Annotated in this window: 14 protein-coding genes; 8 read left to right on the top strand and 6 right to left on the bottom strand. The window is 61.5% G+C overall.

The window, feature by feature from the left end; all coding sequences use genetic code 11:
• Window positions 1-35: 35 nt before the first annotated feature.
• On the top strand, window positions 36-1103 hold the full coding sequence (locus tag HGI47_RS11295; protein ID WP_168852879.1) for a CaiB/BaiF CoA-transferase family protein: 1068 nt from the start codon (window positions 36-38) through the stop codon (window positions 1101-1103).
• 2 nt (window positions 1104-1105) lie between these two features.
• On the opposite strand, the gene HGI47_RS11290 is transcribed toward HGI47_RS11295, so the two are convergent.
• A complete protein-coding gene (locus tag HGI47_RS11290; RefSeq protein ID WP_168852878.1) occupies window positions 1106-2173 on the bottom strand; it encodes a DUF475 domain-containing protein in 1068 nt (355 codons plus the stop codon).
• Between the two features lie 32 nt (window positions 2174-2205).
• Entirely contained in the window at window positions 2206-3075 is an 870-nt protein-coding gene (gene panB / locus HGI47_RS11285; RefSeq protein ID WP_168852877.1) for a 3-methyl-2-oxobutanoate hydroxymethyltransferase, read from the bottom strand.
• A gap of 206 nt (window positions 3076-3281) precedes the next feature.
• Here panB and HGI47_RS11280 point away from each other — a divergent pair, with 206 nt between their 5' ends.
• Window positions 3282-4799 carry an amino acid permease gene (locus HGI47_RS11280; RefSeq protein ID WP_168852876.1) on the top strand — a complete coding sequence of 506 codons (1518 nt, stop codon included), beginning with the start codon at window positions 3282-3284 and terminating at the stop codon, window positions 4797-4799.
• 90 nt (window positions 4800-4889) lie between these two features.
• Here HGI47_RS11280 and HGI47_RS11275 read toward each other — a convergent pair whose 3' ends face one another.
• On the bottom strand, window positions 4890-5372 hold the full coding sequence (locus HGI47_RS11275; RefSeq protein ID WP_168852875.1) for a pyridoxamine 5'-phosphate oxidase family protein: 483 nt from the start codon (window positions 5370-5372) through the stop codon (window positions 4890-4892).
• 161 nt (window positions 5373-5533) lie between these two features.
• Here HGI47_RS11275 and HGI47_RS11270 point away from each other — a divergent pair, with 161 nt between their 5' ends.
• Window positions 5534-6781, top strand: a complete 1248-nt coding sequence (locus HGI47_RS11270) for a putative DNA modification/repair radical SAM protein (RefSeq protein ID WP_168852874.1) — start codon at window positions 5534-5536, stop codon at window positions 6779-6781.
• On the top strand, window positions 6778-8211 hold the full coding sequence (locus HGI47_RS11265; protein ID WP_168852873.1) for a UdgX family uracil-DNA binding protein: 1434 nt from the start codon (window positions 6778-6780) through the stop codon (window positions 8209-8211). The genes HGI47_RS11270 and HGI47_RS11265 overlap by 4 nt, the downstream gene beginning before the upstream one ends.
• An 8-nt stretch (window positions 8212-8219) precedes the next feature.
• On the opposite strand, the gene HGI47_RS11260 is transcribed toward HGI47_RS11265, so the two are convergent.
• The gene (locus HGI47_RS11260; RefSeq protein WP_168852872.1) at window positions 8220-10817 is read right to left on the bottom strand and encodes a hypothetical protein; all 2598 of its coding nucleotides are present in this window, start codon (window positions 10815-10817) and stop codon (window positions 8220-8222) included.
• Window positions 10818-10888: 71 nt separating this feature from the next.
• Between HGI47_RS11260 and HGI47_RS11255 the strand changes: the two genes are divergently transcribed.
• The 4 genes from HGI47_RS11255 to HGI47_RS11240 all read left to right on the top strand — a co-directional run bounded on the left by HGI47_RS11255 (window position 10889) and on the right by HGI47_RS11240 (window position 14940).
• Complete coding sequence (locus HGI47_RS11255; RefSeq protein ID WP_168852871.1) at window positions 10889-11194, top strand: Hpt domain-containing protein; 306 nt, start codon at window positions 10889-10891, stop codon at window positions 11192-11194.
• A gap of 67 nt (window positions 11195-11261) precedes the next feature.
• Window positions 11262-12536 (top strand): hypothetical protein, encoded by a 1275-nt coding sequence (locus HGI47_RS11250; protein WP_206066140.1) that lies wholly within the window; start codon window positions 11262-11264, stop codon window positions 12534-12536.
• 9 nt (window positions 12537-12545) lie between these two features.
• Complete coding sequence (locus HGI47_RS11245; RefSeq protein WP_168852870.1) at window positions 12546-13529, top strand: hypothetical protein; 984 nt, start codon at window positions 12546-12548, stop codon at window positions 13527-13529.
• 1 nt (window position 13530) lies between these two features.
• On the top strand, window positions 13531-14940 hold the full coding sequence (locus HGI47_RS11240) for a HAMP domain-containing sensor histidine kinase (RefSeq protein ID WP_240950138.1): 1410 nt from the start codon (window positions 13531-13533) through the stop codon (window positions 14938-14940).
• A 10-nt stretch (window positions 14941-14950) separates the two neighbouring features.
• Here the strand turns inward: HGI47_RS11240 and HGI47_RS11235 are convergent, their stop codons facing one another.
• Entirely contained in the window at window positions 14951-15142 is a 192-nt protein-coding gene (locus HGI47_RS11235; RefSeq protein WP_168852869.1) for a hypothetical protein, read from the bottom strand.
• A gap of 138 nt (window positions 15143-15280) precedes the next feature.
• Window positions 15281-16567 (bottom strand): citrate synthase, encoded by a 1287-nt coding sequence (locus tag HGI47_RS11230; protein ID WP_168852868.1) that lies wholly within the window; start codon window positions 16565-16567, stop codon window positions 15281-15283.
• Window positions 16568-16588: the final 21 nt, after the last annotated feature.

Raw genomic sequence — 16588 nt, 5'->3', positions numbered from 1 at the left:
CAATTCAATCGAGCGATTAAAAATGGGAGTGAGCGATGGCTGGCGCGCTGGAAGGGTTGACCGTACTCGAATTTGCCGGAATCGGGCCGGGGCCTTTTGCCTGCATGATGCTGGCCGATCATGGCGCGCGGGTGATCCGTATCGACCGTCCGGCAAAGGGCGCGCGCGTGGGCGACGAAGGCCAGCGCGATATTCTGAACCGCAATCGCGAACGCATCGAACTCGATCTGAAAGACCCGGCGGCTATCGCGCAGATCCGCGATCTGGTGAAACAGGCCGATGCGATTGTCGAAGGCTATCGCCCCGGCGTGATGGAGCGGCTGGGACTGGGGCCTGACGTGCTGCTGGCCGATAATCCCAAGCTGGTTTATGGGCGTATGACCGGCTGGGGGCAGGACGGCCCGATGGCTCCGCTGGCAGGGCACGATATCAATTACATTGCGTTGGCGGGCGCTTTGCACAGCTTTGGTCAGGCGGGGGGCAAGCCCCAGTTTCCGGTAAACCTCGTTGGCGATTTCGGTGGCGGCGGGATGCTGATGGCATTCGGCGTGATGGCTGCGGTCTTTTCAGCGCAGCGCAGCGGCAAGGGGCAGGTCGTCGATTGCGCGATGGTTGATGGCGCGGCGATCCTTTCGGCCATGACCTACACGTTCTTGGGCAACGGTCGGTGGAAGGACGAGCGCGGGGTGAACCTGCTGGATGGCGGCGCGCACTTCTATGACACGTATGAAACCAGCGACGGCAAATGGGTGTCCATCGGTTCCATCGAACCGCAGTTCTATGCGCTACTGCTGGAAAAGACCGGGTTGACCAACGATCCCGATTTCGCCCCGCAGATGGACCCGCGCGTCTGGCCGAAGCTGAAGGAGCGGCTGACCGCGCTGTTCCTGATGAAGACGCGCGACGAATGGTGCGCAATCATGGACGGCACCGATATCTGTTTTGCCCCGGTGCTGAGCCTGCGTGAAGCGCCTCAGCATCCGCACAATGCGCAGCGTGGGACGTTTGTGGAAGATCAGGGCATGGTCATGCCCGCGCCCGCGCCGCGTTTTATGGGAACGCCCGCGCCCAAGCCTTTGCTGGCAGGGCGCAGCGTGGACTGACTTCAGTCTGCCCGGACGGCAGCGTCAAGTTCGCCGTCCGGGTACTTGCGCTTGTGGCGGACCGACCACCACAGCGAAATGCCGATAAGGGCCGCGCCGATCAGGCCGGTCACCGTTTCGGGGATGTGGAACTTTGCCGACAGCAACATGATCGCGCCGAGAGCTATGATCGCCCAGAACGCGCCATGTTCAAGGAAGCGGTATTCCGAAAGCGTGCCCTTCTTGACCAGCATGATCGTCATCGAACGGACGAACATTGCGCCGATGGACAGGCCGAGCGCGATGATCACCATGTTGTTCGACAGGGCGAACGCACCGATAACGCCATCGAAGCTGAACGATGCGTCCAACACGTTGAGGTAGAGGAACCCGCCAAGGCCGGAGCGGACGACAAGTCCCGCCGCCTTCTGCGCTTCGTCGCGCATTTCAAGGATCGTGCCGAGCGCTTCGACCGCGATGAAAGTGACAAGGCCAAGCACGCCCGATACCATGAAGGTCAGCGCGTCAGCCTCTGACAGCAGCAGTGAGATGCCGTAGATCGCCAGCAGGAGCAGCGCGATTTCGGCGGCCTTGATGTTGGAAACGAGCGCCAGCTTCTCTTCCACCCATTTGATCCAGTGGACTTCCTTTTCGCCATCGAAAAAGAACGAAAGGCCGACCATCGCAAGGAACGCACCGCCAAAGCCGGCGATGCCGACATGTGCGCTGCTGACGATTTCCTCATAACGCTTGGGATCGTTGAGCGATAGGTTGAGCGCTTCGACCGGGCCAAGCCCCGCCGCAATGGCCACGATGGCCAGCGGAAAGATGATGCGCATCCCGAACACGGCAATGATCATGCCCCAAGTCAGGAAGCGCTTCTGCCAAACTTCGTCCATCTCCTCCAGCACGGCGGCATTGACCACCGCGTTGTCGAACGACAGGGATATTTCGAGGATCGACAGCACGAAGACAATCCACAGCAGCGACATCGTGCCACCTGCCGTGCCGGTCTGCATCCAACCATAGGCCACCGCGAGCGCGAGGCAGATCAGCGTGAAAAGGATCGATCCCTTGTAGAAGCGCAGCAAGTTCAAATTCCCCGTGTTTGAAGCAGCAGCGCTTACTTGGGTTGGTAGGTCTGTTCAATGCCGGGGAAGCTGCGGTCGCGCACTTCCTGCGCATAACGCGCTGCTGCGTCGGAGATGGTATCTGCGATGTTTTCGTAGATTTTCACAAAACGGGGCACGCGCTCGAACATGCCGAGCATGTCTTCAGTGACCAGCACCTGTCCATCGCACTGCGCCGAAGCGCCAATACCGATGGTGGGGCAGGGGACGGCCTGCGTTATGGCCACGGCGATAGGTTCGACGACGCCTTCGATTACGATGGCGAATGCGCCTGCGTCGGCAAGCGACTTGGCATCGCCCACGATCTTGGCGGCTTCCGCTTCGCTGCGGCCGCGTGCGTTGTAGCCGCCAAGCACGTTGACCGCCTGCGGGGTAAGGCCGACATGGCCCATCACCGGGATGCCGCGTGCGGTGAGGAAAGCGACCGTTTCAGCCATCGCCTCGCCGCCTTCGAGCTTTACTGCCGCGCAGCCTGTTTCCTTGAGCAGGCGAGCAGCGTTTTCGAAGGCTTGCACGGGCGATGCTTCATAAGAACCGAATGGCATATCGACCACAACAGCCGCGTGATACGACCCGCGCACCACCGCTGCGCCGTGCGCGGCCATCATGTCGAGCGTGACCGGAACGGATGAGGGCAGGCCATAGATCACCTGTCCAAGCGAATCTCCCACCAGCAGCAGATCGCAATGGGCATCGAGCAGTTGCGCCTGCCGCGCGGTATAAGCGGTGAGCATCACTACCGGCTGCGCGGTTACGCCGTCCTTCTTGCGCTGGCGGATTGCGGGGACCGTCAGGCGCTTCATCGGGGCGGGCGTAGGGTTGGCGCGGCTGGTCGCGGTGTCGAGCTGGAAGGTCGTAGACATCTAAGGCGCATCCTTTCAGTCAAGGCACTTTGGCGGGCACCTGCTTCTAATGGCTCGGTGCAAACCCGCAAGGCCGCTGCGCCTTTGATGCAAGGCTGGGGAAAAATGGCTTGCGCGCAGGGTTGTTCCCGCTAGCTTCGCCGCCATTAGCTGGTTTCGGGCGCAACCGTTTCAGGTGTGGTGCCGGACCAAGGCGGGAGAATTTCATGTTCGGTCGCGTCAAACCGCTCGACGCCATTCTAGCAACTGCAGAAAAGAAGTCGCTGCATCGCTCGCTCGGTGCTTTCCAATTGACCATGCTGGGTGTCGGCGCCGTGATCGGCACCGGTATTTTCGTGCTGACCGCCGAAGCCGCGCAGAAAGCGGGGCCGGGTATGATGATCAGCTTCATCATCGCCGGCTTCGTCTGCGCCGTAGCTGCGCTGTGTTACGCCGAAATGGCATCGATGGTGCCGGTTTCGGGCTCTGCCTACACCTACAGCTATGCCGTGATGGGCGAGTTGATTGCATGGATGGTCGGCTGGGCGCTGATCCTCGAATATGCCGTGGCGGCAGGGGCGGTCAGCGTCGGCTGGTCTGGTTATGTCGTCGGGCTGATCGAGAATGCGTTCAGCATCGACATACCTGATCTGCTGGTGCGCGGTCCTTATGATGGCGGGCTGGTCAATCTTCCGGCCATGCTGATCGCGGGCCTCGTCACATGGCTGCTGGTTATCGGCACCAAGGAAAGCGCCACGGTCAACGCGGTGTTGGTGGCGATCAAGGTTTCGGCACTGACCTTGTTCATCATTCTGGCCCTGCCGGTGATGAACATGGAAAAGTTCGAGCCTTTCGCCCCCTTGGGCTTCGGCGGCATAGGTGCTGCTGCGGCGTCAATTTTCTTCGCCTATGTGGGGTTCGATGCTGTTTCGACCGCTGCGGAAGAAACGAAAAATCCCCAGCGCAACATGCCAATCGGCCTGATTGGCAGCCTTGCCATCTGCACTGTGTTCTATCTGCTGGTGGCGGCAGGCGTGATCGGTTCGGTCGGTGCGCAGCCGCAGATGGCGAATGGCATCGGGCTTGAACCCGGCAGTGCCGAACTGACCGCACAGTGCGCGGCAATTGCTGATCAGGCGGTGGTCTGTTCGAAGGAAGCGCTGGCGTGGACGCTGCGTGAAATCGGCTGGCCGCAGATCGGTAACCTCGTCGGCCTTGCCGCCGGGCTTGCGCTGCCTTCTGTCATCCTGATGATGATGTTCGGCCAGACCCGTATCTTCTTCGTGATGAGCCGCGATGGCCTGCTTCCGGCCTCGTTTTCCAAGATCCATCCGCGCTACAACACCCCGCATGTGATTACGATCATCACTGGTGTGTTTGTGGCGCTGTTTGCAGCGTTCTTCCCGGTGGGCTTGCTGGCCAACATCTCGAACTCCGGCACCCTGTTCGCTTTTGCAGCGGTATCAATCGCGGTTCTGGTGATCCGCCGTCGCGAGCCGGGCCGCCACCGTCCGTTCCGCACGCCTGCGATCTATCTCACATCACCGCTGGCGTTCCTCGGCTGCGCCTATCTGTTCTACAAGCTGGATGAGAAGAGCCAGTTGCTCTTCGTCATTTGGGCTGTCGTGGGGCTGGTGGTCTACTATGCCTACAGCCGTAGCCGCAGCCATGTGGGCAGGGGCTTGGTCGAAGTGCACGAGGCTGATGCCGACGCACCGCCGCAGCCGGTTCCGCCGATCGACTGATTTGGCATTGCCGCAAACAGAAAAAGGGCCGCCCCGTTAGGAGCGGCCCTTTTTATATCCCTCTCTCGCAAGCAAGAGAGGATGTGGCGGTTACAGCGTTGTCTCGGCAAATCCACCCTTCACGTCGTTCGTCACGTCCATGCCGAGCGCCATCTTGGCCGTGCCGATAATGCCCATCTCGCCAGCCCAGATCGAAGCGTCGCCAAGATCCATGCGCATGAACAGCAGGTTGGGCGCATCCGGTCCGCCGGGAAACCATGCCTCGACAAAGTTGTTCCACTGTTTTTCCAGCCGTCCTCGGTCGGTTTCTTCGACCAGAATACCGTGGAATCGTGCAAAAACGTCATGGCCTTTGGACGCGAACGTTGCGGTGGCGCCGCCCATTTGCGCAAAGCGATTATCGCGGGTGGTAAAAAACCAGATCGCACTATCGGCGTCCTCGTCGAGTTGTGCGGTCATCGGCGCTGCCGAGTCCGGGTCATCGTCAAGTTGCAGCATCACGTAGGGCGACGATGACATTGCCTTCCAGAATTTTTCCCGGAGTTCATCGGGGCTGCCTTGGTCATATTTCATGGGAAAATCGCCTCTTTCTATCCTCGTCGTGTCGGATGAACGGGGCGAGGCAGGGCTGGTTCCCCCGATGTTTTCCACAAACTCATGCACAAACGGGCAGGCGCGTGGGGACCGGAATGTTGGGGCTGGCGCAGACATGAAAAAGAACATATAATGAACAAATGTCGCAGCTTACCGTTCTCGAACGTCTTGAAATTCTTGCCGATGCCGCAAAGTACGACGCTTCCTGCGCCTCATCCGGCACTGAAAAACGCAATAGCAAGGGCGGGAAGGGCGTCGGTTCGACCGAGGGGATGGGCATCTGCCATGCTTACGCGCCCGATGGGCGCTGCATTTCGCTGCTCAAGATCCTGCTGACCAACCACTGTGTGTTCGATTGCCACTACTGCATAAACCGGAAAAGCTCGAACGTACGTCGCGCGCGCTTCAGCCCGCAGGAAGTGGTGGACCTCACGCTCTCGTTCTATCGCCGCAACTATATCGAGGGGCTTTTCCTTTCGTCGGGCATCGTGAAAAGTTCCAGCCACACGATGGAGCAGTTGATCGAAGTTGCCCGTATCCTGCGAGAAGAGCACGATTTTCGTGGCTATATCCACCTCAAGACCATTCCTGAGGCCGATCCCGAACTGGTAGCACGGGCAGGCCTTTATGCCGATCGTGTATCGATCAATGTTGAATTGCCAACCGTTGCAGGGTTGACGCGCCTGGCACCCGATAAATCCGCCCCGCAGATCGAAGGCGCGATGGGATCGTTGAACGAAGCGATCGTCGAGGCAAAGGATGCGCGCAAGCGCTTCCGCCACGCACCCAAGTTTGCCCCGGCAGGGCAATCGACGCAGATGATCGTAGGGGCCGATGCGGCGACCGACGCCGATATCGTTGGCCGCGCCAGTACGCTCTATGATCGGTTCCGCCTGCGCCGGGTCTACTACTCTGCATTCAGCCCTATCCCGGATGCAAGCGCCGTTCTGCCGCTGAAACGCCCGCCGCTGATGCGCGAACATCGGCTTTACCAGTCGGACTGGTTGATGCGCTTCTATGGCTATGCCCCGCATGAGGTGCAGCAGGCTGCGGGCAATGACGGGATGCTGCCGCTCGATATCGATCCCAAGCTGGCGTGGGCATTACGCTTTCGGGGTGATTTCCCGGTGGATGTGAACCGCGCCCCGCGTGAACGATTGCTGCGTGTGCCGGGGCTTGGGGTAAAGGCCGTGAATGCGCTGGTCGCCGCGCGCCGCCAGCGTCGCTTGCGTCTTGCCGATGTGGGAAAGCTTACTGTGTCGCTTACCAAGGTGCGCCCGTTCATCATTACAGAGGATTGGCGGCCAGTCCTGCTGACTGACCGTGCCGATTTGCGCCGCCTTGTTACGCCCACCGCGCGGGGCACCCAGCTTGAACTGTTCGCATGAAGCATTCGCTCAACCCTGTGCCTGCGCAGGTTTTCCGCATATCGCTTGCCGCGCCCGATGATTTCGAAGGTTGGCGTGATGCCGCGCGCCATATGATCCGGGCTTCCATTGCGGCAGATCGCATCGTGTGGGAATCGCCATCCGATCAAACGGTTGATCTTTTCGCACAGGGCGAACGCAATCTTCCGTCCGCTCCGGCTGATACACTGCAACCACGGGCATCGCGTGATTTCCTGCAACTTGCGCAAAGCGTTATGCTTCATTCTGATATTGAACGCTTTTCCTTGATGTATCGCACGCTCTGTCGGCTTCAGTCTCGTCCCCGCCTGATGGAGGACAAGGCCGATCCTGATGTGCGACGGATGGAAGACCTCGCCCGGCAGGTGCGGCGCGATATTCACAAGATGCGCGCTTTCGTGCGGTTTCGCGCGGTGGATGAAAGTGGCAGCGAACACTACGTCGCATGGTTTGAACCGGAGCATCACATCCTGCGCGCCAACGCCGGGTTTTTCGTGCGGCGCTTCACCACGATGCGCTGGTCGATCCTTACGCCGCGCGGCACTTTGCATTGGGATGGGGACAGGTTGCAGGAAGGCCCGCCCGCCACGCGCGCCGATGCGCCTTCGGGTGATCCGGTCGAAGCATTGTGGCGCAGCTATTATGCGTCAATCTTCAATCCCGCGCGGTTGAAGGTCGGGGCCATGCTCAAGGAAATGCCGCGCAAATACTGGAAGAACCTGCCCGAAGCAGCGCTCATCCCTGAACTGATCGCCGGGGCGCAGGCGCGGGAGGCGCAGATGGTGAAGGCGGGCGGGCAGGACTTCGGAGACCGACCGCAAAGCCTCAATGCCATCGGAGAGGGCATTCTTGCCTGCCGCCGCTGCGACATTGGCTGCAACGGCACTCGTGCTGTCATGGGTGAAGGGCCGCAGTCAGCCGCGCTGATGATCGTTGGTGAACAACCGGGCGATGTCGAGGAGGAGCAGGGGCGACCCTTTGTCGGCCCCGCTGGGCAACTTCTCCGCGCCCATCTTGAAAGCGCGGGCATCGCGGATCGACGGGCCTATGTCACCAACGCGGTCAAGCATTTCAAGTTTACCCCACAGGGCAAGCGCCGCTTGCACCAGAACCCTTCGGCACGAGAGATCGACGTGTGCCGCTGGTGGCTGGATGGTGAGCGCGCGCTTGTTCGGCCCCGGATCGTCCTTGCCCTTGGGGCAAGCGCGGCGCGCAGCTTATTGGGCAAGACGGTAAGCGTCCAGAAAGCGCGCGGCGTGCCGCATGTCCTTGATGACGGCAGCGAACTGTGGATCACCACGCACCCGAGCTACCTATTGCGCTTGCAGGATCAGGGGCGAGCGGAAGAAGAAACCAAATTCGCCAGTGGTTTGCGCAAGGTTTCTGTCCGGCTTTCGGAAATGTCGCAGTAGCGCTGCGATCACGTCCTCAGCCGTTCGATCCCTTGTGCCAGCGCAACATAGAGCTTGCCCATGTCGGACGACAGCAAGGTAACGCCCAAAGCATTGCCATCGCGCGTCGAAAGCAATTGGCGCAGCATAGATTCGAAGTCGTGAATGTAGCGGTTCACATGTTCGCGGAACTCGCCATCGCCTTCATAGTGCGATTGCACGGCCTTCGCGTCGGCGTTTTCCAGGAGGGTTACGGCGCGCCGCGTGAAAATGCCGCGATCACCGCGCAAGTAGGATGCCCATGCCGTTTCCGAAACGTCGCTCGAAAGCGCTTTGGCGATATCGATGGCCGAGGAATTGAGCGATTCTGTGATCAGCGCGGCACGGCGGGCGAAGTCATTGTTCACCTGTTCTTCTGCCTTCTCACGCGCCCTGCTGACGCGCGCTTCGAGATTACCCGCCAGTTCGTCCACCTTGGTCAACTGGTCGCGCATCTGAATGGCCGTTTCACGGCTGGCGTCGGCGGCGGCATCGATGGCCTCTTCCAGCCTGCCAATCAGTTCCGCCGCGCGTCCCTGAAGCACGCGGGCGATGGCCGCGCTGCTGTGTTCGCCAAGCCGCTCGGCAACCGCTTCGACCTCGGCTGCGGTGCTGTTGCGCAAGTCTTCGCCAGCCTTTCCGGCAGCATCGGTCAATTGCGCGACCGCGCCGGTCAAGCGCTGTTCGATGTCTGCGGAAAGGGCCGAACTTTCGCTTTTTGCTGCTGCCAGCAGATCGCGAAGTTCCCCAATCCGTGCCTCGCGCTCGATGGCTTCGTCGGCCAGAAGCTTTTTCGCCTGTTGTAACTCGTTGATCGTTGCCGACACTTGCGTGCGCGCGCCGCTGACCGTTTCTGACAGATTGCGGCCGCCATCACCGGCTTCGCGCAATGTGTCGCGCAGTGTGAACACGCGGTCTTCCAACCCTTTGAGACCGGCTTCGGTGCTGCGCAAAGCTTCGGGAATCTGCGTGCGGGTATGATCGCCGCCCGCCTGGATCAGTTCGAGCAGGCGCACGGCGGAATCCGTCAATTCACCAATTTCAAGATCCGTACCGGACAGCGCGTGCCGCATTTCGGCCAGTCTGCCGGTCAGCGCATTTATCGATGCATCGATGGTTGCCGCAGCTTGCACGCCTTCTTCGCCTGAACTCGAAAGAAGGCTGGTGAAGTCACTGACTTTCTGACCGATTTCCGCAAAGCGAAGGGCAAGGTTATCAGCTTCTGCAGCTTGCAGCTTGCGCTGCGTATCTATCGCAAGATCAAGCTCCGCCAGCTTTGCGGCAAGACTTTCAGTAGCGGTTGCAGCGGCCTTCTCCATCGCGGCCCGGCGCGCAGCGATGGCCGCATCGATCTCACCCAGCCGCTGATCCAGTGCGAGTTTTTGCTTGGCAGCGTCTGCTTCGGCAGTCCGTCGGCGCTGAGCCAGTTCACTGTCCAGATTGTGTGCTTCCTGCCCAATTTGCGCATTGAGGGTGCGCGCTGCGTCCTCGAACCGAACCAGTTGCTCGCGCGATTGCACCAGCAACGAATCGTGATCTGCGGCGAGATGGGCCAGCGCGTCGCGCAGCGCGGTGACGTGAGCATCGCTGCGCTCGCGCCAGTCGGCCAGCGCGGCCTGTTCGCTCTGCTGCATCAGTCCAGCCTGTTTGGCACTGCTGCGGGCAAGCGCTTCGAAGCGCCCTTCTGCAAGGGCGGCGAGGTTCTCCGACGATGTGGCAAATTGTGCGACGGCAGCTTCGATGCGTTCGCGCACAGCCGCAACTTGACGTTCGCTCGCCAGACCGAATTCGTTCAGCCGCTGGAAGCCCGAAACCAGTTCTTCAAGCTGCAGATGCGCGGTGCGGCCGGCACTGCCGATATTGTTGGTCACGTCTTTGGCGGCGTTGGCGATTACCGGCAACTGCCCGCGCAACTTGTCCATATTGTCGAGCGCGGCCGCCGATACGTCGGCAATGCGATCCACTTGCGCGCCATTGCGGCCGACCAGTTCGTCAAGCCGCGCGCTGCTTGATGACAAGCGTTCTACCGCAACGCGCCCCAGCGATTCGAGATCTCGGCCCTGCGCGGCGATGAAATCGCGCGCCAGCGACAGTTCGGTGTTGATCGAGACCAGCCGCTTTTCCAGCGCCCCCGATTCGCGCGAGAGTGAAAGCGCCACATCGGCAAACCGGCGCGCTTCACGGCGGCTTGTACGGATGACCAGCAGCATCGTTACCAGCACCAGCAGCACAGGCACCGACCACTGCGTGATCCACCATGCCCACTGATCGGGGGCAATCGCTTCTTTCTGTCGGAGAATCACTGCCCAGAGAAAAAAGCCGGTCCAGCCTGCAATCACCAGTCCGCCCAGCGCAGGCGCGATCCATTCAAAGTTGCGTTGGGGCCGATCATCGGCACTGTCGTCTTCAACCAGCCAGTGTTCGCCTTGCTCGTCGTGTGGCGCATGATCGTTGTTCCGGGATATCGGAACGCCTGCATCTGGCGATAGCAGCAGCGAACCATCCGGCGCTTCTGCCCCGGAAACGCTGTTTTCATCGGTGTCCGTTGCGGCACCGTCGAGCGAAATGATCCGTTGTCCCCCATTCATTCGGACTGCATATCACGTTTTCGCGGCAGCCATAAACCCTGCCTTAACGTTTCACCGCATAGCTCGTTCTCATGGCCTACGAAGGTGACTCGCTCGACGCCAATCTGGCTGCTGCCGCAGGGCACAATCCCGATCTTGTGCGGGAATTGCGGATGGCTTTCCTTGAAAGCGCGGAACATCATGTCGATTTGCTGGGGCGTGCGCGGTGCGATGGCAACTGGCAGGTTGCGGCAATGCGGCTGAAAGGCCTTGCTGCCAGCTTCCATGCCGATGGATTGCTGGCTCTGGCCGAAGAGGCGGTGGAGACCGTGCCCGGCGATCCCGCAGTTCTGCGCCGCCTGCGCCAGATGCTCGACGATCTTACGGTCAATCCCTGACAAGTTTTGCCCTGCGCTTGGCAGCGTGGCCCCCAGTCCCTAGGATGGCGGATCAGGAGGCAAACGTTTGCGGGTCGCAGTTCTATCGCTGATCGATGCCGCCGGGGCAGAAACCGGCGCGCTGCGGGGTTACCTGCCAATTGGCGGGCGCTCGCTGCTGCGCCATCAGATCGGCCTTGCGCTGTCGCTGGGGGCGCGGCGCATTATCGTTCTGGCCGAAGCTATCAGTGGCGAACTGGTGGCGCTTCAGCATTTTGCCGAATCCGGCGGGGCGCAATTCCATGTCGTAGCCACGGCGCGCGCGCTGGTGCCGCTGCTTCCGCCTGAGGATGACGTCATTGTTCTGGGCGATGGGTTGCTGGCCATGCCCGATACGGTGCGTGAACTGATCGAAGCGGGGCCGGTCGTCCTTACGCTGCCGGTCGAAACCGCGTTGCCACTGGGTTTTGAACGGATCGACATCAACCACGCCTTTGCTGCGGCCATGCGCTTTCCGGGCAGAATCGCTGCCGGGCTGGCCGATCTTCCGCCCGAATGGAACGCCCAGTCCGCGCTGCTGCGTCTGGCGGTGCAAAGCCGCGTTGCCCAGCGAAGCGTCCCTTCGGCGCTGCTCGACGATGGGCGCTGGGGCATCCTGCGGAATGAGGATGAAGCCCATCTGGCCGAACGGCGCTGGCTGCGTTTGCACACCCGTTTTGCCGGGGCGGGGGGGGCTACTCCCGGAGAACGTCTGGCCATCGCGGTGGTCAATCGCTTCGGACCAGCGATGCTCCATGCGGGCACGCGGCCTGCGTTGGTCGGCCTTGCCGCCGGGGTGCTCGGCCTGCTGGGTGGCGGCGCAGGCTGGCTTGGCAATTTTGCCATCGGGTTTGTGCTCATAGGCCTTGCATGGCTTGTTGAACGGATTGCCAGTCTGCTCGGTCATGTAGAGCGGGATTCGCTGCTCGCATCGGGTCTGGCCCGGCGCAGCGTTGCGCTGTTTCACCTGCTGATCGATGCAGGGCTGGTGACGCTGGCAGGCTGGCGGAGCGCCTTGCCCGATCTGCCATCAGTGCCACCGGGGGCGGGCTTTTTCGCACCGCTGCTGCTGGTCGGCAGTGCACGATTGGCGGCTTTGATTCTGCCGCAACGGCAATGGATGCGCTGGATTTCGGATCGTTTGGCCATCGCTTTGTTGCTGATGGCAACCAGTCTGTTTTTGCCGTTCGATGCGGCCATCGGCGTTGCGGTGATCGCCCTGTTGGGGGCCTGCCTGTTCACGCTTCAGTTCGGCGCGATTCCAACCGAAACGGGGCCAACCGCAGGGCCTGCGCCTAACCTGCAGTTAACCACTCGGCAGTAAGAGCGTCGCATGGCCACGACTGCATCTGCTGGGACATTTTCTGCGGGTTTCGATCCCGAAGCGATCGAAGACTTGCTGCGCCGAGATCTGGTCCATGCCGATCAGGCCATGCACCATATGGGGCCGATTCTGCGACACCTGTTGCAGAACGACGACCGCTCTATTTTCAGCGACGAAATCATCGCGCGGGTTCGTGGCATGCTTGCCGATGTGGCGCGCCAGCTTGTACAGGCAATGGGCGAGGCGGCGGGCCACGCCGATGCCGCGGCCTGGGCGCGAGAAGCGGGGCCGGGGCTTGCCGAAATGCTGGGCGCCAGCCAACCGCTGCTCTATCATCTGCATATGCTGGCGGTGGAATGGCAGTTGACTGACAAGTTGCAGGGCAGGCTCGCCATCGATCCTGTACTCACCCCGCTGCTTCAGGATATCATCGCTTCGCCCGATCCCGATCTGGCTGCGCGCGGCATGAACCTACTGGCGGCACAGGCCCGGTTCGGCCAGCAAGTGCGCCGGATGCAAATTCCGCTGGCGGAACTGCCAGCCGATCTTCACGAAGTCGCTTTGACCACGATGAAGGCCTATGTTGCCGGCGATGCTGCCGGAGAGGCCGCCTCCGAACAGGCAGAACTGGTCTTGCGTCAACGCCGCTCCGTGGCTGCGTCGCGGCTCGATCTGCTCGATCACATCGTCAAGGTGCTGGGCGCTGATCGTGCCGGCGCGCTTCGTATCGATCATGGCGGCGCCGCACTTTTTCTGACCGCACTGGCCAGCGCTTCGCGGCTCGCCCGCGAAACGGCGATCATGAGCACGACCGAAAGCCAGATGCCGCGCCTTGCTTTGTCGCTGGTTGCCGCTGGTGTGCGCCGCGACGGTGTGGTGGCCACGTTCGCCGCGCTTCACCCCGAAATTGCCGTGCCCAGCGGAATCGAAGGCCTCGATGCCGAACGGGCGGCTGCATTGCTGGCCAATGCCCTGGCGGGCGTGCAAGCATGAGATGGCTCAGCATGATGCGGCCCAGCACGCCATGACCGCCGCAGGGCCTATCCGCGCCCGTACCGATGGGGCAGACCGTCTGGTCGAAGCTGACGAGGCGCTGGCCGGGCTGCAAGTGCGGCTTGGCGGTGCCTATCCCGGCGTGATCGCCATTCCGGCGCTGCTGGCACTTGTGCGCAAGGCGCGTTCGACCGGCCTTTCGCTCGGCGCGATGATCGCGGTAGAGGATGAGGCGCAGCCGCTGTCTTTCCGTGCCCACGCCAGCGCGCAGGATGATGGCGCCCATATCGAGATTACCGAATGGCGCCTTGCCGCAGGTGCATGGGCAGCGGACGGCAATGGTCCTGACGCTATCGCCCTGCTGCGCCAACTGGCCGAAGCGCACATTGTGCTTGATGCCGAACAGCGCGTGATTTCGGGCCTTGTCGATGGCTCCGATCTTCATCTTCTGGCGCAGGCGATCCATCAGGGCTTTGGCCGCTACTGGACCGATCTGCTGGCCGTAGAAGGCAGCAGCCATCACTTGCCGCTGCATTGGCGGCTGCTGGATGACGCATCGGTCAGCATCGAAGGTTCGGTACGACGCTGGAAGGCCCGGCTGCTCCCCTTGCGTGGCGGCGGCTTCGAAGTGCTGCTGGTGGCGGAAACCGTGCCTCCGGTGCCTGCGTCTGTTATCCCGGAAACGCCGCAGGTTGCGATGGCGCAGCCCGATTGGAAAGGCCTGCTTGGCCACAACCTTGCACCTGCATTGCGGGTGCCGGTCAATCGTATCGTCGCCAACGCTGAAACGATCCGCACACGCCTCGCCGGGCCGATTGCCGAAAGCTATGTCGGCTATGCGGGCGATATTGCCGAGGCGGGGCGGCACCTGCTTTCGCTGGTGGAGGATCTGGCTGATCTCGAAACGGTCGAGGACGAGCATTTCGCCCCCGCGCCGGATCACATCGACCTTGCCGATTGCGCGCGGCGCGCGGCGGGCATTCTGGGCGTGCGCGCCCAGGAACGCAGCATTACTCTGGCGCTGCCGCCCGAAAGTGCGCTGGCCCCCGCCGTGGGCGAATTTCGCCGCGTCTTGCAAATCCTGCTCAACCTGATCGGCAATGCCATCCGCTATACGCCGGGGCATACCACCGTGCGCATCGAGACCGGTTTCGAACAAGGGCTGGCATGGATTGCCGTAGCTGACGAAGGGCAGGGTATCAGCCCCGAACAGGCTGCGCGCGTGTTTGAAAAGTTCGAACGCCTGGGCCGCAGCGGTGATGGCGGTAGCGGGCTTGGTCTCTACATTTCGCGAAAGCTGGCACGCGCTATGGGCGGAGAGCTTTCGGTAGAAAGTGCACAGGGCGGCGGCGCGCGCTTTGTGCTGTGTTTGCCTGCCGACAATAGGGCGCAGATGTCAGCGCTCGGCTAACGGCATCCGTTCAGCGGCGTTTGTTCGCCCGCCATAGCGCCAACACACCCAGCGCCATCAGGCCCGCACCAATATAGGCCCACTGCGTTTGCGCCAGCATGAAGCTCGACGCGGGCCACATGATCAGGCCCAGTCCCTGACCAGTCCACAGCGCGCCCATAAGAAGGGCCGCGATGCCGATAATCCTTAGAATTGTCGTCATCGCGGCCTCCTGTATCGTGTCAGTTTATCAACGTTCGCTCAGCGGCACGTAATCGCGCTGCGTCGGACCGGTGTAGAGCTGGCCCACCCGGTTTCTCTTCAGAAACCGGGCACAGACCTCACTCCGCGCTTCACTACCTCAACGTTCGCTCAGCGGCACGTAATCGCGCTGCGTCGGACCAGTATAGAGCTGGCGCGGACGTCCGATCTTCTGGCCGGGATCGCTGATCATTTCGTTCCACTGCGCGACCCAGCCCACGGTGCGGGCAAGAGCGAAGAGCACGGTGAACATCGTGGTCGGGAAACCGATGGCCGAAAGGATGATGCCCGAATAGAAGTCCACGTTCGGGAACAGCTTCTTTTCGGCGAAGTAGGGATCGCTCAGCGCGATCTCTTCAAGGCGAAGCGCGGTTTCGAACAGCGGGTCCTGCACGTTCAGCGCGGCGAACACTTCGCGCACGGTTGACTGCATCACGGTCGCGCGCGGGTCGTAGTTCTTGTAGACGCGATGACCGAAGCCCATCAGGCGGAACGGATCGTTCTTGTCCTTGGCGCGATCGATGTAGTGCTGGATGCGATCGGGCGTGCCGATCTCCTTGAGCATGTTGAGCGCGGCTTCGTTCGCACCGCCATGCGCAGGACCCCACAGGCAGGCAATGCCGGCGGCGATGCAAGCAAACGGGTTCGCGCCCGAAGAGCCTGCCAGACGCACGGTCGAGGTCGAGGCGTTCTGCTCGTGGTCGGCATGGAGGATGAAGATGCGGTCCATCGCCTTTTCGACGGCGGGGATCACTTCATATTCCTCAGCCGGCACGCCGAAGGTCATCTTCAGGAAGTTGCCGGTGTAGGACAGCTTGTTGTCCGGATAGACGAAAGGCTGGCCGACCGAATACTTGTACGCCATCGCCGCGATCGTCGGCATCTTGGCGATCAGACGGTGCGAGCTGATCTTGCGATGCTGCGGGTCTGAAATGTCGGTGCTGTCGTGATAGAACGCCGAAAGCGCGCCAACCACGCCGCACATGATCGCCATCGGGTGCGCATCGCGGCGGAACCCGCGATAGAACGTGGCAAGCTGTTCGTGCAGCATGGTGTGGCGGGTGATCGTGCGGCTGAAATCGGCCAGTTCTTGGCTGCTCGGCAGTTCGCCGTTGAGCAGCAGGTAGCTGACTTCCATGAACGAGGAATGCTCGGCCAACTGGCCGATGGGGTAGCCGCGATGCAGCAGCACGCCTTCGTCGCCATCGATATAGGTGAGGGCAGAATCGCAGCTCGCCGTCGAGGTGAAGCCCGGGTCATAGGTGAACATGCCGGTCTGGCCATAGAGCTTGCGGATGTCGATCACATCCGGGCCGATGGTGCCGCTCTTGACCGGCATATCAAGGGTGGTGCCACCCGCCGTCAAAGAAGCCTGGTTATCGCTCACGCCTTAACCCTCCTGTTTGTC

The organism is Novosphingobium sp. ERN07 (assembly GCF_012641335.1).
Lineage (GTDB): Bacteria > Pseudomonadota > Alphaproteobacteria > Sphingomonadales > Sphingomonadaceae > Novosphingobium.
This window is presented reverse-complemented; position numbering and strand designations above follow the sequence as displayed.